The organism is Methylophilus sp. 5, assembly GCF_000515275.1.
GTDB lineage: Bacteria > Pseudomonadota > Gammaproteobacteria > Burkholderiales > Methylophilaceae > Methylophilus.
On the sequence record NZ_KI911560.1, the window covers coordinates 1,648,344 to 1,670,232 of the forward strand.

Genomic DNA, 21,889 nt, shown 5'->3' on the forward strand with positions numbered 1-21,889 from the left:
TTATGATAAGTGGCTGAATTTAAACGAAGTTAGATGTCAAAACATTGCAGTGGATGAAAAGTGTTTTGTCTTCTACCCTCAAAATTTCAGGAGACGCTATGAGCTATTCCTTTACCGAAAAGAAACGCATCCGCAAAAGTTTTGCTAAGCGCGACAGTGTTCAAGAGGTGCCTTACCTGCTAGCCATGCAGTTAGAGTCCTACAAATCATTTCTGCAGGAAAATGTTCCACTCGATCAACGTAAAGACGAAGGTCTGGAATCTACTTTCCGTTCTATTTTCCCGATTGTCAGTCATTCTGAGAATGCACGTCTGGACTATGTGAGCTATCAATTAGGCGCTGAGCCATTTGATGTGAAAGAGTGTCAGCAACGTGGTTTGACTTATGCCGTGCCTTTGCGCGTTAAAGTCCGTTTGACCATCATGGACCGCGAAGCGTCCAAGCCAACCGTTAAAGAAGTGAAAGAACAAGAAGTCTATATGGGCGAATTGCCGCTCATGACCGAAAACGGTTCTTTTGTAATTAACGGTACTGAGCGTGTGATTGTGTCACAGTTGCACCGTAGCCCGGGTGTGTTCTTTGAGCACGACCGTGGTAAAACCCACAGCTCCGGTAAGTTGCTGTTCTCTGCACGTATCATTCCTTACCGTGGTTCCTGGCTGGATTTTGAATTCGATCCAAAAGACTACCTGTACTTCCGTGTTGACCGTCGTCGCAAGATGCCAGTCACCATTTTGCTTAAAGCACTGGGGTATAACCCGGAACAAATCCTGGAAACATTCCACGATACAGACACTTTCCATATTGGCCCTAAAGGCGTGGAATTTGAGCTGGTGGCAGACCGTCTGCGCGGTGAAGTGGCCAAGTTCGATATCACTGATAAAGATGGTACCGTGCTGGTGGCTAAAGACAAGCGTATTACAGTCAAGCATATTCGCGATGTCGAAAAAGCGGGTGTAAAAACCATGGCTGTGCCGACTGACTTTATGATGGGTCGTGCTGTTGCCAAAAATATTATTGATACCGAAACCGGTGAGTTGATTGCCAATGCCAACGATGAAGTAACGCCTTCATTGCTGGAAAAATTAGTGGCAGCCAAGATCTCGGCAGTCGATACTATCTATACCAACGATCTGGATCACGGTAACTTCATTTCGCAAACATTGCGTAGTGATGAGATTCCTGACCAATACAGTGCGCGTGTTGCGATTTACCGTATGATGCGTCCTGGTGAACCGCCAACCGAAGATGCTGTAGAGGCTTTGTTCAAAGGCTTGTTCTTCACAGAAGATCGTTATGACCTGTCTGTGGTTGGCCGCATGAAGTTTAACCGCCGTGCTTATCCAACCAAGCTGGAAGACCGTACTGCTACCTGGATGCGTCGTTTTTACGAGGCAGTTGGTGCACAAGGGGATACCGGCGCTAATGTGTTGTCTAACGAAGATATCCTGGCTGTGATCGGTGTGTTGATCGAGTTGCGCAATGGTCGCGGTGAAATTGACGATATCGACCACTTGGGTAACCGTCGTATCCGTTCTGTGGGTGAATTGGCCGAGAACCAGTTCCGTGCCGGTTTGGTGCGTGTTGAGCGTGCAGTGAAAGAGCGTCTGTCTCAGGCTGAGTCTGAGAACCTGATGCCACATGACCTGATTAACGCTAAACCAGTGTCTAGCGCGATCCGTGAGTTCTTCGGTTCCAGCCAATTGTCACAGTTTATGGACCAAACTAACCCGTTGTCAGAAATTACGCACAAACGTCGTATTTCTGCTTTGGGCCCTGGCGGTTTGACGCGTGAACGTGCCGGTTTTGAGGTGCGTGACGTACATACCACCCACTATGGCCGCGTGTGTCCAATTGAAACACCGGAAGGTCCAAACATTGGTTTGATCAACTCATTGGCGCTGTATGCACGTACCAATGAATACGGTTTCCTCGAAACGCCTTACCGTTTGGTTGAAGACAATAAAGTCTCAGGCAAGATTGATTACTTGTCAGCGATTGAAGAGAGCCAGTATGTGATTGCACAGGCTAACACTGATGTTGCTAAAGATGGTGGCTTTAAAGAAGATCTGGTGTCTGCGCGTTTTCATAACGAATTCACCATGACACAACCTGATCGCGTACAGTATATGGACGTGGCCCCAGGCCAGATCGTGTCCGTGGCGGCGTCGCTGATTCCATTCCTGGAACACGATGACGCGAACCGTGCATTGATGGGTGCCAACATGCAACGTCAAGCTGTGCCATGTCTGCGTGCTGAAAAAGCCGTGGTTGGTACTGGTATTGAGCGTACAGTGGCGATTGACTCCGGTACTGTCGTGACTGCGCGTCGTGGTGGTGTGGTCGATTACGTTGACTCTGGTCGTATCGTGGTGCGTGTGCATGATGTGGAAGCATTGGCAGGCGAAGTTGGTGTGGATATTTACAACCTGACCAAATACACCCGTTCTAACCAGAACACCAACATCAACCAGCGTCCATTGGTTAAAGTGGGCGACATTATTGCCCGCGGCGACGTGGTGGCTGATGGTGCGTCTACTGACATGGGTGAGTTGGCGCTGGGTCAGAACATGCTGGTTGGCTTTATGCCATGGAACGGTTATAACTACGAAGACTCGATTTTGATCTCTGAGCGCGTAGTGGCTGATGACCGTTACACGTCCATCCACATTGAAGAGTTGTCTGTGGTTGCCCGTGATACCAAACTGGGACCTGAAGAGATTACCCGCGATATTTCCAACCTGTCCGAGCGCATGCTAGGCCGTCTGGATGACTCCGGTATTATCTACATTGGTGCTGAGGTAGAAGCTGGTGACGTATTGGTGGGTAAAGTGACACCAAAAGGTGAAACCACTTTAACGCCAGAAGAAAAATTGCTGCGCGCCATTTTCGGTGAAAAAGCGTCTGACGTAAAAGACACGTCACTGCGCGTGCCATCTGGCATGACAGGGACCGTGATCGACGTGCAAGTCTTCACCCGTGAAGGCATAGACCGTGATGAGCGTGCACAGCAGATTATTGATGACCAGTTGTCTCACTACAAAAAAGATCTGGGCGACCAGATGCGTATTGTGGAAGACGATACCTTTGGCCGTATCAGCCGTTTGCTGGCTGGTAAAGTGGCAACCGGTGGTCCGAACAAGCTGAAAAAAGGTGACACACTGACCCAGGAATACCTGGAAAGCGTGGGTCGTTATGACTGGTTTGATATTCGTTTGAACGACGAAGAAGCTGCCCGTCAACTGGAACAGCTGAAAGACAGCTTGAGCCAGGCCCGTATTGAGTTTGACAACAAGTTTGAAGAGAAAAAACGCAAACTGACGCAAGGTGACGAATTGCCACCAGGCGTACAGAAAATGGTGAAAGTATATCTGGCGGTGAAACGCCGTATTCAACCAGGTGACAAAATGGCGGGTCGTCACGGTAACAAGGGTGTGATCTCCAAGATTTGCCCGGTTGAAGATATGCCGCACATGGCTGACGGGACACCGTTAGACATCGTGTTGAACCCACTGGGCGTGCCTTCACGGATGAACATTGGTCAGATTCTGGAAACGCACTTGGGCTGGGCTGCTAAAGGCTTGGGCAAGCGCTTGGGCGATATGTTGCAAGCAGAAGCTAAAGTGGCTGAAATCCGTGGTTTCCTGGACAAAATCTACAACAGCAGCACCGGCAAAAAAGAAGATATTGTCGGCCTGACTGACGTTGAAGTGATTGACCTGGCCACTAACCTGAAACATGGCGTGCCATTTGCAACGCCGGTGTTTGACGGTGCTGCCGAGTCCGACATTAGAGCCATGCTGGATCTGGCGTTCCCGGATGATGATGAGCACACCAAGAAGTTGCAGTTCCATGCAGGTAAAACACAGGTCAAACTGTTTGACGGCCGTACTGGTGATGCTTTCGAGCGTCCGGTGACTGTTGGTTACATGCACGTACTGAAACTGCATCACTTGGTCGACGACAAGATGCACGCACGTTCTACTGGTCCTTACAGTCTGGTGACACAACAGCCATTGGGTGGTAAAGCCCAGTTCGGTGGTCAGCGCTTCGGTGAGATGGAAGTTTGGGCACTGGAAGCCTATGGTGCGTCATACACCTTGCAAGAGATGTTGACAGTGAAATCAGATGACGTGAATGGTCGTACCAAAGTGTACGAAAACATCGTCAAAGGTGAGCACAAAATTGATGCGGGTATGCCTGAATCATTCAACGTGTTAGTGAAAGAAATTCGTTCACTGGCCATTGATATTGATTTAGACCGTAACTAAGCCCGCCATTAAGGAGAGTCTCTATGAAAGCGTTATTAGATTTATTTAAACAGGTTACGCAAGAAGAAGAGTTCGACGCGATTAAAATTGCGCTGGCTTCACCTGAAAAAATCCGTTCATGGTCCTATGGCGAAGTTAAAAAGCCAGAAACTATTAACTACCGTACCTTCAAACCTGAGCGGGACGGTTTGTTCTGCTCTAAAATCTTTGGCCCGATCAAAGATTACGAGTGCTTGTGCGGTAAATACAAGCGTCTGAAACACCGCGGTGTGATTTGTGAGAAGTGTGGCGTTGAAGTCACCTTGAGCAAAGTGCGTCGTGAGCGCATGGGCCACATTGAGTTGGCCTCGCCAGTGGCGCATATCTGGTTCCTGAAATCCCTGCCTAGCCGCTTGGGTATGGTGCTGGACATCGCTCTGCGTGACATCGAACGCGTGTTGTACTTTGAAGCATTTATCGTGATCGATCCAGGCATGACGCCGCTGACCCGTGGTCAGTTGCTGACTGAAGATGACTACCTGGCTAAAGTTGAAGAATACGGTGACGAATTTAATGCCGTGATGGGTGCCGAGGCTGTGCGTGAATTGTTGCGCACGATGAATATTGAGCGTGAAATCGAGAAATTGCGTAGCGAGTTGTCTGCCACCAGTTCCGAAGCCAAGATCAAGAAAATCGCCAAGCGCCTGAAAGTGCTGGAAGCATTCCAGAAATCTGGCATCAAGCCAGAGTGGATGATTCTGGAAATCTTGCCAGTGTTGCCGCCAGAATTACGCCCGTTGGTGCCATTGGACGGCGGTCGTTTTGCGACCTCAGACCTGAACGATTTGTATCGTCGCGTGATTAACCGTAACAACCGCTTGAAGCGTTTGTTAGAGTTGAAAGCCCCGGAAATCATTGTCCGTAACGAAAAACGTATGCTGCAAGAAGCGGTAGACTCGTTGCTGGATAACGGTAGACGCGGCAAAGTGATGACTGGCGCTAACAAGCGGCCATTAAAATCACTGGCTGACATGATTAAAGGTAAGGGCGGTCGTTTCCGTCAGAACTTGCTGGGTAAGCGCGTGGACTACTCCGGTCGTTCCGTGATTGTGGTTGGTCCAACCCTGAAACTGCATCAGTGCGGTTTGCCTAAGAAAATGGCGTTGGAACTGTTCAAGCCTTTTATTTTCCACAAGCTGGAAGTATTAGGCCTGGCGACAACCATCAAGGCTGCCAAGAAGAAAGTGGAAGAAGAAGGACCAGAAGTCTGGGATATCCTGGAAGACGTGATCCGCGAGCATCCGGTACTGTTGAACCGTGCGCCTACGCTGCACCGTTTGGGTATCCAGGCGTTTGAGCCAGTCTTGATCGAAGGTAAAGCGATCCAGTTGCACCCATTGGTGTGTTCAGCCTTTAACGCCGACTTTGACGGTGACCAAATGGCGGTACACGTTCCATTGAGCCTGGAAGCACAAATGGAAGCACGCACCTTGATGCTGGCTTCTAACAACGTGCTGTCTCCAGCCAACGGTGAACCAATTATCGTGCCGTCACAGGATATCGTATTGGGTCTGTACTACATGACCCGCGAGAAAGTGGCTGCACGCGGTGAAGGCATGATCTTCAGTGACATTAAAGAAGTGCAGCGTGTGTACGATCAAGGTTTGATCGACTTGCACGCTAAAGTCACTGTGCGTATCCGCGAGTTTGAGCTGGATGTTGCTGGCCAGAAAGTTGAAAAAATCAACCGTTATAACACCACGGTTGGTCGTGCTTTGCTGTCTGAAATCCTGCCACCAGGCTTGCCATACAGCTACATCGACAAAGCGCTGAAGAAAAAAGAAATTTCACGTCTGATTAACGCTAGCTTCCGTAAAGTGGGCATCCGTGAAACGGTGATTTTTGCTGACAAACTGATGTACACCGGTTACTCCTACGCGACCAAAGCGGGTATCTCTATCAGCATTAACGATATGTTGGTGCCGCCAGAGAAAGAGCAATTGATTGCTGCCGCTGATGCGGAAGTAAAAGAGATTGAAGACCAATATGTGTCCGGTCTGGTGACTCAGGGTGAGCGTTACAACAAAGTGGTCGACATCTGGGGTCGCGCCGGTGACAAAGTGGCCGATGCCATGATGAAGCAGTTGCGTGAAGAAGATGTAAAAGACAGCGACGGTAACGTGGTGACTAAAGACGGTAAAACCGTCCGTCAGGAATCGTTTAACGCGATTTACATGATGGCCGACTCCGGCGCCCGTGGTTCTGCGGCGCAGGTACGTCAGCTGGCCGGTATGCGTGGCCTGATGGCGAAACCGGATGGTTCCATTATTGAAACGCCGATTAAAGCGAACTTCCGTGATGGCCTGAACGTATTGCAGTACTTTATTTCTACCCACGGTGCACGTAAGGGTCTGGCCGATACGGCGCTGAAAACAGCGAACTCCGGTTACCTGACACGTCGTCTGGTTGATGTGACGCAAGATTTGGTAGTGACTGAGCCGGATTGCGGCACCATTGATGGTTTGGTGACTAAAGCCCTGGTTAAAGGTGGCGAAGTGATTGAGCCATTGCATGACCGTATCCTGGGCCGTACGTCTGCACTGGACATTCTGCATCCTGAAACACAGGAAGTGGTGTATCCATCAGGCACGTTGCTGGGTGAAGATGAAGTCGAAAAAATCGACGCGCTGGGCATTGATGAAGTTAAAGTGCGTACTGCGCTGACTTGCGATACACGTTACGGTATTTGTGCCAAGTGTTACGGTCGTGACCTGGGTCGCGGCAAGCTGATTAGCATGGGTGAAGCTGTTGGTGTGATTGCGGCGCAGTCCATTGGTGAGCCAGGTACACAGCTGACCATGCGTACGTTCCACATCGGTGGTGCGGTATCGCGTGCAGCGTCTGTTTCACAGGTAGAAAGCAAATCTAACGGTTCTGCTGGCTTTACATCGACCATGCGTTACGTGACTAACTCACGTGGTGAGCAAATCGTGATTTCCCGTAATGGTGAAGTGGTGATTTCTGAGGATAATGGCCGTGAGCGTGAGCGTCATAAAGTGCCGTACGGCGCCACACTGACGATCCATGACGGTAAAATAGTGAAAGCTGGTCAAGCATTGGCTACTTGGGATCCGCATACGCGTCCGATTATTACCGAGTACGCAGGCCGGGTTAAGTTTGAGAACGTTGAAGAAGGTATCACCGTTGCCAAACAGGTCGATGAAGTTACAGGCTTGTCTTCACTGGTGGTGATTGATCCTAAGCAACGCGCTGGTCAAACCAAAGGCTTGCGCCCGCAGGTGAAATTGCTGGATGCGAATGGCGTGGAAGTGAAAATTGCTGGTACTGAAACACCAGTAAACGTCACCTTCCAGCTGGGTTGTATCATTACTGTGAAAGATGGCCAGGAAGTTGGCGTGGGTGAAGTGCTGGCACGTATCCCGCAAGAGTCTTCCAAAACGCGTGATATTACCGGGGGTCTGCCACGTGTGGCCGAGCTGTTCGAGGCGCGTTCACCAAAAGACGCCGGTATGCTGGCTGAAGTGACTGGTACAGTTTCTTTCGGTAAGGACACCAAAGGTAAGCAACGTCTGGTCATTACTGACCTCGACGGTATTACCAGCGAGTTCCTGATTGCTAAAGACAAGCACGTGACTGCGCATGATGGTCAGGTAGTGACCAAGGGTGAAACTATTGTCGACGGCCCAGCCGATCCGCAAGACATCCTGCGTTTGCAAGGCCGTGAAGCGTTGGCACGTTACATCATCGACGAAGTGCAAGACGTTTACCGCTTGCAAGGCGTGAAGATTAACGACAAGCACATTGAAGTGATTGTGCGCCAGATGTTGCGTCGTGTACGTGTGGTTGATGCTGGTGATACCGGCTTTATCCCGGCTGAGCAAGTAGAGCGTGCTGATCTGTTGACAGAAAACGAACGCGTGGTGGCTGAGGACAAGCGTCCGGCAACCTTCGAGTACGTGTTGCTGGGTATTACTAAAGCATCGCTGTCAACTGACTCGTTCATCTCTGCGGCATCGTTCCAGGAAACGACGCGCGTGTTGACCGAAGCGGCTATTTTGGGCAAACGCGACGATCTGCGTGGCTTGAAAGAAAACGTGATTGTGGGTCGCTTGATTCCAGCCGGTACCGGTTTGGCTTATCACGAGTCGCGCAAGCGTGCAGCCGTGGCTTCACTGACACCAAATGCAGCAGAGCCATCTGAAGCATTGCTGGCAGCGGAAGCGATGTTTGCAACTGAAGCAGTTGTTGAGGAAACCGCAGCAGACGACCAACCGAACGAATAATTCGATCACTGTTGTCTTTGTGTGCAAGGGGTGTCAAGTATGAATAATGCTTGACACCCCTTGACTCGTTTATTAAAATGCTGGGTTTCTCAGAATAGCCTTATTGTCTCAATAAGGCGTTATTGTTGATATGCCGCCAAACTTGAGTCTTCCTGCTCAAATGGTGGTTTTTTAAAGGTGAAGAGGTTAAGGCAATGCCAACCATTAATCAGTTAATACGTAAGCCACGCGTTAAAGTGGTTACCAAGAGCAAGGTTCCAGCACTGGAAGCTTGTCCTCAAAAGCGTGGTGTATGTACGCGTGTATATACAACAACGCCAAAAAAACCAAACTCCGCGTTGCGTAAGGTCGCTAAAGTGCGCCTGACCAACGGTTACGAAGTGATTAGCTACATCGGCGGTGAAGGCCATAACCTGCAGGAGCACTCAGTTGTGCTGTTGCGCGGCGGTCGTGTAAAAGACTTGCCGGGTGTGCGTTACCACATGGTGCGCGGTAGCTTGGATACGGCTGGTGTGAAAGACCGTAAACAGTCACGTTCCAAATACGGTGCTAAGCGCCCTAAAGCAGCTAAAGCTTAATTTAGCGAGCTTGTCCGGACGAATTGTCCATTTTTATAGCGGCTGAAATGCCTTGCGAGTGTCATTGCTAGCAAAAATTTAATTGAAAAGAGAATAGTTATGCCAAGACGTAGAGAAGTCCCCAAACGTATTATCTTGCCGGATCCAAAATTTGGTAGCCAGGAAGTGTCCAAGTTTGTAAATGTGCTGATGACAGGTGGTAAGAAATCTGTTGCTGAGCGTATCATTTACGGTGCCTTTGATCAGGTGGCCAGCAAGAGCGGTAAGGACCCGCTGGAATTATTCACCACAGCGTTGAATAATCTGCGTCCGGTTGTTGAAGTGAAGAGTCGCCGTGTGGGTGGTGCTAACTACCAGGTGCCGGTAGAAGTGCGCCCAAGCCGCCGTAGTGCGTTGGCAATGCGTTGGTTGCGTGATGCAGCCCGTAAGCGTGGCGAAAAATCTATGGGCCTGCGTTTGGCTGCTGAGTTGATCGAAGCATCTGAAGGCCGTGGTTCAGCGATGAAAAAACGTGAAGAAGTTCACCGTATGGCAGAGGCAAACAAAGCCTTCTCACACTTCCGTTTTTAATTAAACGACCTCGTTCTTTAATAATTAGTTGAATTGATAGCAAAGGTAAAGCATCGTGGCACGTAAAACCCCTATTGAACGCTACCGTAATATTGGTATTTCTGCGCATATTGACGCTGGTAAAACAACCACGACAGAACGTATTTTGTTCTACACTGGTGTGAACCACAAAATTGGTGAAGTGCACGACGGTGCGGCCACCATGGACTGGATGGAGCAAGAGCAGGAGCGTGGTATCACCATTACTTCTGCTGCGACCACCTGTTTCTGGAAAGGTATGGACCTTGCCCGCCCTGAGCATCGATTCAACATTATTGATACCCCAGGACACGTAGACTTCACGATTGAGGTTGAGCGTTCCATGCGCGTGCTTGATGGTGCCTGTATGGTGTACTGTGCAGTGGGTGGCGTACAGCCGCAATCTGAAACTGTATGGCGTCAAGCCAACAAATACAAAGTGCCACGTCTGGCATTTGTAAACAAAATGGATCGTTCCGGCGCCGATTTCTTCAAAGTCGTAGAGCAGATGAAATCCCGCTTGCGTGCAAATCCTGTGCCTATCGTGATTCCTATTGGCCGTGAAGACACTTTCACTGGCGTGGTTGACCTGATCAAAATGAAAGCCATCATCTGGGATGAGGCTTCTCAAGGCATGAAATTCACTTATGGTGAGATTCCAGCTGATTTGGTTGAAACTGCTGCCAAATGGCGTGAGCAAATGGTTGAGTCAGCCGCTGAGGCCAGCGAAGACCTGATGAATAAATACCTGGAAAGCGGTGACCTGGATGAGAAAGACATCATCCTGGGTATCCGTACACGCACCATTGCTGGTGAAATTCAGCCTATGTTGTGTGGTTCAGCATTTAAAAACAAAGGTGTGCAACGTATGTTGGACGCTGTTGTTGACTTCCTGCCATCACCGATTGATATTGATGATGTTAAAGGTGAGGACGACGACGGTCAGCCAGCTAGCCGTAAAGCTGACGACAAAGAAGGCTTCTCTGCATTGGCATTTAAGTTGATGACAGACCCGTTTGTTGGTCAGTTGACCTTTATTCGTGTTTACTCAGGCGTGTTGAACAAGGGTGATACCGTGCTCAACTCTGTAAAGGGTAAAAAAGAGCGTATTGGCCGTATCGTACAGATGCACGCTAACAACCGTGAAGAGGTTGAAGAGGTATTGGCGGGCGACATCGCAGCTTGTATTGGTTTGAAAGATGTCACGACTGGTGAGTCTCTGTGCTCTCCAGACAAGCCGATTATTCTTGAGCGCATGGTATTCCCTGAGCCAGTGATTCACGTGGCTGTTGAACCAAAAACCAAAAGCGACCAGGAAAAAATGGGCTTGGCTTTGGGTCGTTTGGCGCAAGAAGATCCTTCATTCCGTGTGCGTTCCGATGAAGAGTCTGGTCAAACTATTATTTCCGGTATGGGTGAGTTGCACCTGGAAATTCTGGTAGACCGTATGCGTCGTGAGTTCAACGTTGAAGCCAACGTAGGTGCGCCACAAGTGGCATACCGTGAAGCGATTCGCAAATCAGTCGAAGTTGAAGGTAAATTCGTTAAGCAATCTGGCGGTAAAGGTCAGTACGGTCACGTATGGCTCAAAATGGAACCAAACGAAGCTGGTAAAGGCTTTGAGTTTGTTGACCAGATTAAAGGTGGTACGGTGCCGCGTGAATTTATTCCTGCGGTTGAAAAAGGCTTGCGTGAAACTATTCCTGCCGGTGTGTTGGCTGGTTTCCCGGTAGTCGATGTAAAAGTGACCTTGTTCGATGGTTCATACCATGACGTTGACTCCAATGAAAACGCATTTAAAATGGCGGCTTCTATTGGCTTTAAAGACGGTATGCGTAAAGCGGATCCAGTGTTGCTGGAGCCTATGATGGCGGTTGAAGTGGAAACGCCAGAAGACTACATGGGTGATGTGATGGGTGACTTGTCATCTCGTCGCGGTATCATTCAGGGTATGGATGATATGCCTGGCGGTGGTAAAGCGATTAAAGCGGAAGTGCCACTGTCTGAAATGTTTGGTTACTCCACTGTTGTGCGTTCCCTGTCACAAGGTCGTGCCACTTACAGCATGGAATTCAAGCATTACTCCGATGCACCGAAAAACGTTGCTGATGCAATCATCAACAAAAAATAATTGAATTTTAAGTATTAAATTTAAAAGTATTGAATTAAAGGAAAAACATCATGGCAAAAGGCAAATTTGAACGTACCAAGCCACACGTGAACGTTGGTACGATTGGTCACGTTGACCACGGTAAGACGACACTGACAGCGGCGATCACCACTGTATTGACGAAGAAATTTGGCGGCGAAGCAAAAGCTTACGACCAAATTGACGCGGCACCAGAAGAAAAAGCACGTGGTATTACTATTAATACCGCACACGTAGAATACGAAACAGCTGGTCGTCACTACGCCCACGTTGACTGCCCAGGTCACGCGGATTACGTTAAAAACATGATTACCGGTGCTGCCCAGATGGACGGCGCGATTCTGGTATGTTCCGCTGCTGACGGCCCTATGCCGCAAACGCGTGAGCACATCCTGTTAGCTCGCCAGGTTGGCGTGCCATACATCATCGTGTTCCTGAACAAAGCAGACATGGTTGATGATGCTGAATTGTTAGAGTTGGTTGAAATGGAAGTGCGTGAGTTGCTCAGCAAATACGACTTCCCAGGTGATGACACCCCAATCATTCACGGTTCCGCTAAGTTGGCTTTAGAAGGCGACCAATCAGACATCGGCGAACCAGCGATCTTCAAATTGGCAGAAGCTTTAGACAGCTACATCCCAATGCCAGAGCGTGCGATTGACGGTACATTCCTGATGCCAGTAGAAGACGTATTCTCTATCTCTGGTCGCGGTACTGTAGTAACTGGCCGTATCGAGCGTGGTATCGTTAAAGTAGGTGACGAGATCGAAATCGTTGGTATTAAGCCAACAGTGAAAACCACCTGTACTGGTGTTGAAATGTTCCGTAAACTGTTGGACCAAGGTCAAGCAGGCGACAACGTAGGCGTATTGCTGCGTGGTACTAAACGTGAAGATATCGAACGTGGTCAAGTATTGTCTAAATCAGGCTCTATCAAACCACACACCAAGTTCGCAGCTGAGATCTACGTGTTGGGTAAAGATGAAGGTGGTCGTCATACCCCATTCTTCAACGGCTACCGTCCACAGTTCTACTTCCGTACGACAGACGTAACTGGTGCAGTTGAATTGCCAGCAGGTACCGAAATGGTGATGCCAGGTGACAACGTATCTATTTCAGTTGCACTGATTGCACCAATCGCGATGGAAGAAGGCTTGCGCTTCGCTATTCGTGAAGGTGGTCGTACCGTTGGTGCTGGCGTTGTTGCCAAAATCATCGAGTAATTATTTTTATGGGCGGCAGGAATTTCCTGCCGCTTTTGCTCTTTAAAGGAAAAAACATGGCAGCTCAAAAAATTCGTATCCGTCTGAAAGCATTTGACTATCGTTTGATCGACCAGTCTGCTTTGGAAATCGTAGATACTGCGAAACGTACTGGTGCAGTTGTTAAAGGTCCGGTGCCATTGCCAACACGTATCGAGCGCTTTGATATTTTGCGTTCACCACACGTGAACAAAACTTCCCGTGACCAGTTTGAGATTCGTACCCATCAGCGTTTGATGGACATCGTGGATCCAACAGACAAGACGGTTGATGCATTGATGAAGTTGGATTTGCCAGCTGGCGTGGATGTAGAAATTAAGCTGTAGTTGTAAGGTGTCATTGCAAATAACCTTTTCAAATGAAAAGGTTATTGTCAAATTAAGAATTGTTCGGTATAATCCGCGCTCTTCGGTGGACGGTCAATTGTAATCGTCCACTTTAACTATTATAAGGAACTGATCATGAGCTTAGGGCTTATTGGTCGCAAGGTGGGCATGACCCGCATTTTTACAGATGAAGGCGCAAGCATTCCTGTAACAGTGCTGGAAGTGATCCCTAACCGCGTGACACAAGTAAAGACAGTCGCAACGGATGGCTATACAGGCCTGCAGGTTGCTTACGGTGAGCGTCGCGCTAGCCGTATCAACAAAGCGTTGACTGGTCACTTTGCCAAGGCTGGCGTAACTGCTGGTGCTGGTATCAAAGAATTCAATGTGGTTGAAGATGTATTGGCTAACTTCCAAGTTGGTGGAAATGTCACTGTTGATATTTTTGCTGTTGGTCAGTTGGTTGATGTGACAGGTACTTCGATCGGTAAAGGTTTTGCCGGTGCGATTAAGCGTCATAACTTCTCCTCTAACCGTGCTTCTCACGGTAACTCCCGTTCGCATAACGTACCAGGTTCTATCGGTATGGCGCAGGATCCAGGTCGAGTATTCCCTGGTAAGCGTATGCCTGGTCATTTGGGTGATGCTAAAGTCACTACCCAAAACCTGGAAATCGTTCGTGTGGATGTAGAGCGTAACCTGTTGTTGATTAAAGGTTCCGTACCTGGCTCCAAAGGTGGCAATGTCGTTGTACGTCCAGCCATCAAAGCGAAAGGGGCTAAATAATGGAACTGAAATTAATCGATCAAAACGGCAAGGTAGCTAAAAAAGGCGTTGACGCGTCTGACGGTACTTTTGGTCGTGAGTTTAACGAGTCTTTAGTGCATGAAGTGGTTGTTGCCTACATGGCAAATGCCCGTACTGCGACTCGCGCACAGAAAACACGTGCAACCGTTGCTCACACGACACATAAGCCATATGCGCAAAAAGGCACTGGTAACGCCCGTGCCGGTATGACATCCAGCCCAATCTGGCGTGGAGGCGGTCGCGCATTTCCAAACAGCCCTAACGAAAACTACAGCCACAAAGTAAACCGTAAGGCTTACCGTGCTGGCATGCAGACTATCTTGTCTGAATTAGTGCGTCAGGACCGTTTGAAGGTGGTAGACAGTTTCACAATTGATACCCCAAAAACAAAACAATTTGTACAGAAAATCAATGCTCTGGGCATCGACGGCGGTGTGTTGCTGTTGACTGACGGTTTTGATGAGAATTTGTACTTGTCTTCCCGCAACTTGCCAAACGTATTGGTGGTTGAAGCGCAGTATGCTGATCCAGTAAGTCTGGTGCGTTTCCCTAACGTTTTGGTCACAGCCAATGCTGTGAAAAAACTTGAGGAGATCTTGGCATGATTACCGCAGCAACTAAAACACAAGATCGTTTATTGCAAGTGATTTTGGCGCCTCAGATTACTGAGAAGGCAACTTACATTGCTGATAAACATCAGCAAATTGCTTTCAAAGTACGCACTGACGCGACTAAGCCAGAAATTAAAGCGGCTGTTGAACTGGTGTTCAAAGTCGAAGTGGCTTCTGTATCTGTGATTAATGTCGCAGGTAAAGTAAAGCGTGCTGGCCGTCGTATTGGTAAGCGTAACGACTGGAAAAAAGCTTATGTGAGCTTGAAGCCGGGTCAAGAAATTAACTTTGCAGCTGGCGAATAAGGAGAGAAGACATGGCATTAGTTAAAGTCAAACCAACTTCCCCCGGTCGTCGCGGTGTATTGAAAGTCGTTACACCAGATTTGCACAAAGGCAAACCTTACGCGCCACTGTTGGAAAGTCAAAGTAAAAACGCAGGTCGTAACAACAACGGCCGCATTACAACCCGTCACCAAGGTGGTGGTCATAAGCAGCATTACCGTATTGTTGACTTCCGTCGCAATAAAGATGGTATTCCGGCGACTGTTGAGCGTATTGAGTACGATCCAAACCGTACGGCGAACATTGCACTGTTGTGCTACGCCGATGGTGAGCGTCGTTACATTATTGCACCACGTGGCATTGCTGCCGGTGCACAGTTGATCAGCGGTTCTGAAGCGCCTATCCGTGCTGGTAATGCATTGCCTTTGCGCAACATTCCAGTGGGTAGCACCATTCACTGCATCGAAATTCAACCAGGTAAAGGCGCGCAAATCGCCCGTTCAGCAGGTACTTCGGTACAGTTGCTGGCGCGTGAAGGTTCCTACGCTCAGTTGCGTTTGCGTTCTGGTGAAGTGCGTCGTGTGCACGTTGACTGCAAAGCCACATTGGGCGAAGTAGGCAATGAAGAGCACTCACTGCGTTCAATCGGTAAAGCTGGTGCAATGCGCTGGCGCGGTGTTCGTCCTACCGTTCGCGGTGTGGTAATGAACCCGGTTGATCACCCGCACGGTGGTGGTGAAGGCCGTACAGCTGCTGGTATGAACCCTGTGTCACCATGGGGTCAGAAAACTAAGGGTTATCGTACACGTAAGAATAAGCGTACTGATAACATGCGCGTAAGTCGTCGTCCGAGAAATGTAAGGTAATCGCTATGGCACGTTCTATTAAAAAAGGTCCATTTGTGGACGCTCACTTGGCTAAAAAGGTCGAAACTGCGTCAGCGAACCGCGACAGAAAGCCAATTAAAACCTGGTCTCGTCGTTCGACTGTATTGCCAAACTTTATTGGTTTAACCATCGCAGTGCACAACGGTAGACAACATGTGCCTGTGTTGATTTCTGAAAACATGGTTGGTCACAAGCTCGGTGAATTTGCGTTGACACGCACGTTCAAGGGCCACGCGGCTGATAAAAAAGCGAAGAAGTAAGGGCTGATTATGCAAGTTACTGCAATTTTAAGAGGCGTACACCTTTCTCCGCAAAAAGCGCGTCTGGTGGCCGATCTTGTGCGTGGCAAAAAAGTAGATCAAGCACTGAATATTCTTGCATTCACGCCTAAGCGTGGTGCCGAGATTATCAAAAAAGTGGTTTTGTCTGCGATTGCTAACGCCGAACACAACAATGGGGCTGATATCGACACATTGAAGGTGACTTCAATCTATGTGGATAAAGGCGTGGTCATGAAGCGTATCCGTGCACGTGCAAAAGGTCGCGCTGGCCGTATTACGAAACCAACCTGCCACATTCATGTGACAGTCGGTGACTCAAAGGAATAATATGGGACAGAAAATTCATCCAATTGGGTTCCGTTTGAGCGTTCAGAAAAACTGGGCCTCACGTTGGTACTCGAATAGCCAGAACTTCCCTGCGATGTTGCAAGGTGACATCAAAGTGCGTGAGTTTCTGAACAAGAAACTGGCGAGCGCTGCGGTAAGTAAAATTATCATTGAGCGTCCTGCTAAAAACGCTAAAATTACGATTCACAGCGCCCGTCCAGGTGTTGTGATTGGTAAAAAGGGTGAGGATATCGAATCCTTGCGTTCTACCCTGCAAGGCCTGATGGGCGTGCCTGTGCACCTGAACATCGAAGAAGTGCGTAAACCAGAATTGGACGCTACTTTGATCGCACAATCCATTGCTCAGCAATTGGAAAAGCGCGTGATGTTCCGTCGTGCCATGAAACGTGCCATGCAAAACGCGATGCGTTTGGGCGCACAAGGTATCAAAATCATGAGTTCCGGTCGTTTGAACGGTATCGAAATTGCACGTACCGAGTGGTACCGTGAAGGCCGTGTGCCTTTGCATACACTGCGTGCTGATATCGACTACGGTGTTGCTGAGGCTTCAACGACTTACGGTATCATCGGAATTAAAGTTTGGGTATTCAAAGGTGAGATCTTCGGTGACAACGCTGCTAACGCTGCCGTTGCTGATGCTGAGCCAGAGAAAAAAGTAAGAAAGCCGAGGGCTAAAGATGCTGCAACCAGCTAGACAGAAGTACCGTAAGATGCAAAAGGGTCGCAATAAAGGTATTGCGACTACTGGTAACAAGGTGAGCTTTGGTGAATTTGGTTTGAAGGCGATCGGTCGCGGTCGTCTGACAGCACGCCAGATTGAAGCCGCCCGTCGTGTGATGACTCGTCACATTAAACGTGGTGGTCGCGTTTGGATTCGTGTATTCCCGGATCAACCGATTTCTAAAAAACCTGCTGAAGTACGTATGGGTAATGGTAAAGGTAGTGTTGATTACTACATCGCCCAGATTCAGCCAGGCAAAATGCTGTACGAGATGGATGGTGTGAGCGAAGAGCTGGCACGTGAGGCTTTCAAATTGGCTGCTGCCAAGTTGCCAGTCGAAACTACATTCATGACCCGTCAAATTGGCAGTTAAGGAGTAGTAACGATGAAAGCTTCTGAATTGAGAGCAAAGTCAGCAGATGAGCTCAACAACGAGTTGGTTGAGTTGCGCCGTGCGCAGTTTTCACTGCGTATGCAGGTAGCCACCCAACAATTGAACAAAGTAGATCAGCTGGGTAAAGTGCGCAAGGATATCGCTCGCGTGAACTCTGTATTGGCTGAGAAAGCGAAACAGGCATGATGACTGAAAAAGCGAAAGTAGTACGCAGTTTGACTGGTCGCGTGGTAAGCAACAAGATGGATAAAACCGTCACTGTGCTTGTCGAGCGTAAGGTTAAACACCCTTTGATTGGTAAAGTGGTTGTTAAATCGAACAAGTTCCATGCACACGATGAAGCAAATGCATGTAACGAAGGCGATTTTGTGACAATCACAGAAAGCCGCCCATACTCCAAGAGCAAGTCTTGGGTAGTAAGCAAAATCGAAGCTAAGTAAGGCTTTAAATATAAAACTGGAAAAACGCTTGTCATAAGCGTTTTTTTGGTTGTATAATGTTGGACTTTTCGGTGCCCGCCTTAGTTGGCATGTAGCTGGCACCCCAATACTGACCGTGGTCTATTGGCCGAAATTGTGAAAGCAAGCGGCTGTAGTGGTTATAACGGATTAAGTTGGAGATTATTTCTCATGATTCAAATGCAATCTCGGCTGGAAGTAGCCGATAACACTGGTGCGCGTTCCGTTCAGTGTATCAAAGTCTTGGGTGGTTCCAAGCGTCGTTATGCCAGCATTGGCGACATCATTAAGGTCAGTGTTAAAGATGCTGCGCCGCGTGGTCGCGTCAAAAAAGGTGAAATCTACAACGCTGTGGTTGTGCGCACTGCTAAAGGTGTTCGCCGTCCAGATGGTTCGTTAGTTAAATTTGATGCCAATGCCGCAGTCTTGTTGAATAACAAGCTCGAGCCTATTGGTACGCGTATTTTTGGCCCTGTGACACGTGAATTGCGTAGTGAGCGCTTCATGAAGATTGTTTCACTGGCGCCTGAAGTGTTGTAATCGGCTTGGAGACAATCAAATGAGCAAAATTCGCAAAGGTGACCAGGTCATTCTGAACACAGGTAAAGATGCAGGTAAAACAGGTGCTGTTTTAAGCGTCTTGCCAACCGGCCATGTAGTGGTTGAAGGTTTGAATGTGGTTAAAAAACACACTCGCCCAAACCCGATGCGTGGTATCACTGGTGGCATCATCAGCAAGGAAATGCCGGTAGACGGCTCCAATGTGGCAATCTTCAATGCTGCAACACAAAAAGCTGATCGTGTTGGTTTTAAGGTACTGGAAGATGGTCGCAAGATTCGTGTATTCAAATCTAGCGGCGAGTCTATCGACGCATAGGACAATATATGGCACGTTTAAAACAGTATTATAACGATAGCGTGGTTGCTAAATTGACTGAGCAATTTGGTTACACCTCAGCAATGCAAGTTCCGCGCATCGAAAAAATTACCCTGAACATGGGTGTGGGCGAGGCTGTGGCTGATAAAAAAGTCATGGAGAACGCTGTTTCTGATATGCAAAAAATTGCAGGTCAAAAACCAATCGTAACCAAGGCTAAGAAATCTGTCGCTGCGTTTAAAATCCGTGATGACTATCCTGTTGGTTGTAAGGTTACGTTGCGTCGTGAGCGCATGTACGAATTTTTGGATCGCCTGATCACTGTGGCTATTCCACGTATTCGTGACTTCCGTGGTATCTCAGGCAAGTCTTTTGACGGCCGTGGTAACTACAACATGGGCGTGAAAGAGCAAATCATTTTCCCAGAAATCGAATACGATAAAATCGATGCGCTGCGCGGGATGAACATCACGATTACTACAACTGCGAAAACAGACGAAGAAGCGAAAGCTCTTTTGGCTGCGTTTAGTTTCCCTTTCAGAGGTTAAGTCATGGCAAAAGTATGTATGACAGAGCGCGAGCAAAAGCGTCGCGAAACCGTTAAAAAATATGCAGCTAAACGTGCTGATCTGGTTGCTGCGAGCAACGATCAGTCTGCCAGCGTCGAAGATCGCATGGCTGCCCGTTTGAAGTTGCAAAGTCTGCCACGCAACTCCAGTCCTGTTCGCACACGTAATCGTTGTGCTTTGACTGGTCGTCCACGTGGTGTGTTTAGTAAATTTGGTATCGCACGTAACGAGTTGCGTAAATTGATGATGGCTGGTCACGTACCAGGTGTCACCAAGGCCAGCTGGTAACGGAGGAATAGAACATGAGTATGAGTGATCCGATTGCCGATATGTTGACCCGTATTCGTAACGCGCAACGTACGAATAAAACATCTGTTTCAATGCCGGCTTCCAAAGTTAAAGGCGCCATTGCAAACGTGTTGAAAGATGAAGGTTACATCGATGATTTCAACGTTCAAGACAATGATGGTAAGCCAGTTTTGAACATCAGTCTTAAATACTACGCCGGTCGTCCAGTAATTGAGAAGATTGAGCGCGTATCCAAGCCTGGTTTGCGTATTTATAAAGGTAGTCAGAATATACCTAAAGTGATGAACGGTTTAGGTGTTACGATCGTTTCCACTTCTAGAGGTGTGATGACTGATCGTAAAGCACAAGCTGCCGGTATCGGTGGTGAAGTTTTGTGCATCGTGGCTTAAGGAGAATCAATATGTCACGTGTTGCTAAAAACCCGATTGCGATTCCCGAAAAAGTGGAAGTTGTGATCTCTGCTTCAGAAGTGTCCATTAGTGGTCCTCTGGGTAAATTAAGCCAGGCGTTGGTTGCAGAGATTTCTGTTGCCCGCGAAGGTGAAGAGTTGTTGGTAAAAGCTATCAAAGAAACGCAGCATGCTAGAGCGATGTCAGGTACAACGCGCGCTTTGCTGGCCAATATGGTGCAAGGTGTTTCTACTGGCTTTACCCGTAAACTGTCTCTGATTGGTGTGGGCTACAAAGCCAATGCTCAAGGTTCTAACCTGAACCTGGAGCTGGGCTACTCTCACCCGATCAGCCACAAAATGCCTGAAGGCGTGACTGTGCAAACACCTACTCCAACAGAGGTGATTTTGACTGGCGCTAACAAGCAGGTGGTCGGTCAGGTTGCTGCACAAATTCGTGCTTATCGCGCACCAGAGCCATATAAAGGCAAAGGCGTTCGTTATTCGGATGAAGTTGTAGTCATCAAAGAGACCAAGAAAAAATAACTAAGGCACTTGCAGCGTCATGCTGCAGGGTTTGACACTGGCCTTAACAGTGAATCAACATTAAAGGTAAATTCAATGAAGAACGTAAATAACCGCTTGCGCAGAGCACGTAAAACCCGTGCCAAAATCGCCGAGTTAAAAGTTACACGTTTGAGTGTACATCGCACCAATACCAATATCTACGCACAGATCATTGCTGAAACTGGCGATCGCGTATTGGCGAGTGCATCCACCGTTGAGGCTGAAGTGCGTCAACAACTGAAAAATGGCGGCAACATCGAAGCTGCAACCCTGATTGGTAAGCTGATTGCTGAAAAAGCAGCTAAAGCTGGCATTACCACTGTTGCATTTGATCGTTCAGGCTACAAGTATCACGGTCGTATCAAGGCCTTGGCCGAAGCTGCCCGTGAAACTGGTCTCAAATTCTAAGGGCGAGATAAAGAATGGCTAAAGATATTGAACAGCAGCAAACCGACGGTTTGCGCGAAAAAATGATCACCGTTAACCGCGTAAGTAAAACGGTTAAAGGCGGTCGTATCATGAGCTTCGCTGCGTTGACCGTGGTTGGTGACGGCGATGGCGCCGTTGGTATGGGTAAAGGCAAAGCACGTGAAGTGCCAGTGGCTGTACAAAAAGCCATGGACGAAGCCCGTCGCGGTATGGTTAAAGTGAACTTGAACAATGGTACATTGCATCACGCAGTGACTGGCGTTCACGGTGCAGCTAAAGTGTTGATCCAGCCAGCTTCAGAAGGTACCGGTATTATTGCTGGTGGTGCAATGCGCGCGATCTTCGAAGTGATGGGTGTGACTAACGTGGTTGCAAAGAGTATTGGTTCTACCAATCCTTACAACCTGGTTCGCGCAACTTTGAACGGTTTGGCGTCCATGAATACACCGGCTGAAATTGCCGCTAAACGTGGCAAGACCGTAGAAGAAATCAGAGGCTAATC

25 protein-coding genes are annotated in these 21,889 nt (G+C 48.4%); all 25 read left to right on the plus strand.

Going from position 1 to position 21,889, the window contains the following annotated elements; translation table 11 throughout:
* Positions 1-98 precede the first annotated feature (98 nt).
* Positions 99-4,271: a DNA-directed RNA polymerase subunit beta gene (rpoB, locus tag METH5_RS0107850; RefSeq protein WP_029147990.1), complete on the plus strand. Its 4,173-nt coding sequence runs from the start codon at positions 99-101 to the stop codon at positions 4,269-4,271.
* Between the two features lie 23 nt (positions 4,272-4,294).
* Positions 4,295-8,554 (plus strand): DNA-directed RNA polymerase subunit beta', encoded by a 4,260-nt coding sequence (gene rpoC, locus METH5_RS0107855; RefSeq protein WP_029147991.1) that lies wholly within the window; start codon positions 4,295-4,297, stop codon positions 8,552-8,554.
* Between the two features lie 194 nt (positions 8,555-8,748).
* Complete coding sequence (gene rpsL / locus METH5_RS0107860; RefSeq protein ID WP_029147992.1) at positions 8,749-9,132, plus strand: 30S ribosomal protein S12; 384 nt, start codon at positions 8,749-8,751, stop codon at positions 9,130-9,132.
* Positions 9,133-9,231: 99 nt separating this feature from the next.
* Positions 9,232-9,702: a 30S ribosomal protein S7 gene (gene rpsG / locus METH5_RS0107865; protein WP_019881216.1), complete on the plus strand. Its 471-nt coding sequence runs from the start codon at positions 9,232-9,234 to the stop codon at positions 9,700-9,702.
* A gap of 55 nt (positions 9,703-9,757) precedes the next feature.
* The gene (fusA, locus tag METH5_RS0107870) at positions 9,758-11,851 is read left to right on the plus strand and encodes an elongation factor G (RefSeq protein WP_029147993.1); all 2,094 of its coding nucleotides are present in this window, start codon (positions 9,758-9,760) and stop codon (positions 11,849-11,851) included.
* 50 nt (positions 11,852-11,901) lie between these two features.
* Positions 11,902-13,092, plus strand: a complete 1,191-nt coding sequence (gene tuf, locus METH5_RS0107875) for an elongation factor Tu (RefSeq protein ID WP_029147983.1) — start codon at positions 11,902-11,904, stop codon at positions 13,090-13,092.
* 56 nt (positions 13,093-13,148) lie between these two features.
* Entirely contained in the window at positions 13,149-13,457 is a 309-nt protein-coding gene (gene rpsJ / locus METH5_RS0107880; protein WP_018986280.1) for a 30S ribosomal protein S10, read from the plus strand.
* A gap of 135 nt (positions 13,458-13,592) precedes the next feature.
* Positions 13,593-14,243 (plus strand): 50S ribosomal protein L3, encoded by a 651-nt coding sequence (rplC, locus tag METH5_RS0107885; protein ID WP_029147994.1) that lies wholly within the window; start codon positions 13,593-13,595, stop codon positions 14,241-14,243.
* A complete protein-coding gene (gene rplD, locus METH5_RS0107890; RefSeq protein WP_029147995.1) occupies positions 14,243-14,869 on the plus strand; it encodes a 50S ribosomal protein L4 in 627 nt (208 codons plus the stop codon). Before rplC ends, rplD begins: the two co-directional genes overlap by 1 nt.
* Positions 14,866-15,180, plus strand: coding sequence for a 50S ribosomal protein L23 (rplW, locus tag METH5_RS0107895; protein WP_029147996.1), 315 nt, complete (start codon positions 14,866-14,868; stop codon positions 15,178-15,180). The genes rplD and rplW overlap by 4 nt, the downstream gene beginning before the upstream one ends.
* A gap of 11 nt (positions 15,181-15,191) precedes the next feature.
* Positions 15,192-16,025 (plus strand): 50S ribosomal protein L2, encoded by an 834-nt coding sequence (gene rplB / locus METH5_RS0107900; protein ID WP_019881222.1) that lies wholly within the window; start codon positions 15,192-15,194, stop codon positions 16,023-16,025.
* Between the two features lie 5 nt (positions 16,026-16,030).
* The gene (gene rpsS / locus METH5_RS0107905) at positions 16,031-16,306 is read left to right on the plus strand and encodes a 30S ribosomal protein S19 (RefSeq protein ID WP_029147997.1); all 276 of its coding nucleotides are present in this window, start codon (positions 16,031-16,033) and stop codon (positions 16,304-16,306) included.
* A gap of 9 nt (positions 16,307-16,315) precedes the next feature.
* On the plus strand, positions 16,316-16,654 hold the full coding sequence (gene rplV / locus METH5_RS0107910; RefSeq protein ID WP_029147998.1) for a 50S ribosomal protein L22: 339 nt from the start codon (positions 16,316-16,318) through the stop codon (positions 16,652-16,654).
* A gap of 1 nt (position 16,655) precedes the next feature.
* Positions 16,656-17,369, plus strand: a complete 714-nt coding sequence (rpsC, locus tag METH5_RS0107915; protein WP_029147999.1) for a 30S ribosomal protein S3 — start codon at positions 16,656-16,658, stop codon at positions 17,367-17,369.
* Positions 17,353-17,769, plus strand: a complete 417-nt coding sequence (rplP, locus tag METH5_RS0107920) for a 50S ribosomal protein L16 (RefSeq protein WP_029148000.1) — start codon at positions 17,353-17,355, stop codon at positions 17,767-17,769. The genes rpsC and rplP overlap by 17 nt, the downstream gene beginning before the upstream one ends.
* Positions 17,770-17,781: 12 nt before the next feature.
* Positions 17,782-17,976, plus strand: coding sequence for a 50S ribosomal protein L29 (rpmC, locus tag METH5_RS0107925; RefSeq protein ID WP_019881226.1), 195 nt, complete (start codon positions 17,782-17,784; stop codon positions 17,974-17,976).
* Positions 17,973-18,230, plus strand: coding sequence for a 30S ribosomal protein S17 (gene rpsQ / locus METH5_RS0107930; RefSeq protein ID WP_036307724.1), 258 nt, complete (start codon positions 17,973-17,975; stop codon positions 18,228-18,230). Before rpmC ends, rpsQ begins: the two co-directional genes overlap by 4 nt.
* 189 nt (positions 18,231-18,419) lie before the next feature.
* Positions 18,420-18,788: a 50S ribosomal protein L14 gene (gene rplN, locus METH5_RS0107935; RefSeq protein WP_018986269.1), complete on the plus strand. Its 369-nt coding sequence runs from the start codon at positions 18,420-18,422 to the stop codon at positions 18,786-18,788.
* Between the two features lie 19 nt (positions 18,789-18,807).
* Positions 18,808-19,125, plus strand: a complete 318-nt coding sequence (gene rplX, locus METH5_RS0107940) for a 50S ribosomal protein L24 (protein WP_019881230.1) — start codon at positions 18,808-18,810, stop codon at positions 19,123-19,125.
* 8 nt (positions 19,126-19,133) lie between these two features.
* A complete protein-coding gene (rplE, locus tag METH5_RS0107945; RefSeq protein WP_029148002.1) occupies positions 19,134-19,673 on the plus strand; it encodes a 50S ribosomal protein L5 in 540 nt (179 codons plus the stop codon).
* A gap of 3 nt (positions 19,674-19,676) precedes the next feature.
* A complete protein-coding gene (rpsN, locus tag METH5_RS0107950) occupies positions 19,677-19,982 on the plus strand; it encodes a 30S ribosomal protein S14 (protein ID WP_029148003.1) in 306 nt (101 codons plus the stop codon).
* A 14-nt stretch (positions 19,983-19,996) separates the two neighbouring features.
* Complete coding sequence (rpsH, locus tag METH5_RS0107955) at positions 19,997-20,392, plus strand: 30S ribosomal protein S8 (protein WP_029148004.1); 396 nt, start codon at positions 19,997-19,999, stop codon at positions 20,390-20,392.
* 11 nt (positions 20,393-20,403) lie between these two features.
* Positions 20,404-20,937: a 50S ribosomal protein L6 gene (rplF, locus tag METH5_RS0107960; protein WP_029148005.1), complete on the plus strand. Its 534-nt coding sequence runs from the start codon at positions 20,404-20,406 to the stop codon at positions 20,935-20,937.
* A gap of 75 nt (positions 20,938-21,012) precedes the next feature.
* On the plus strand, positions 21,013-21,366 hold the full coding sequence (gene rplR / locus METH5_RS0107965) for a 50S ribosomal protein L18 (protein ID WP_029148006.1): 354 nt from the start codon (positions 21,013-21,015) through the stop codon (positions 21,364-21,366).
* 14 nt (positions 21,367-21,380) lie between these two features.
* A complete protein-coding gene (rpsE, locus tag METH5_RS0107970) occupies positions 21,381-21,887 on the plus strand; it encodes a 30S ribosomal protein S5 (RefSeq protein WP_029148007.1) in 507 nt (168 codons plus the stop codon).
* Positions 21,888-21,889 lie beyond the last annotated feature (2 nt).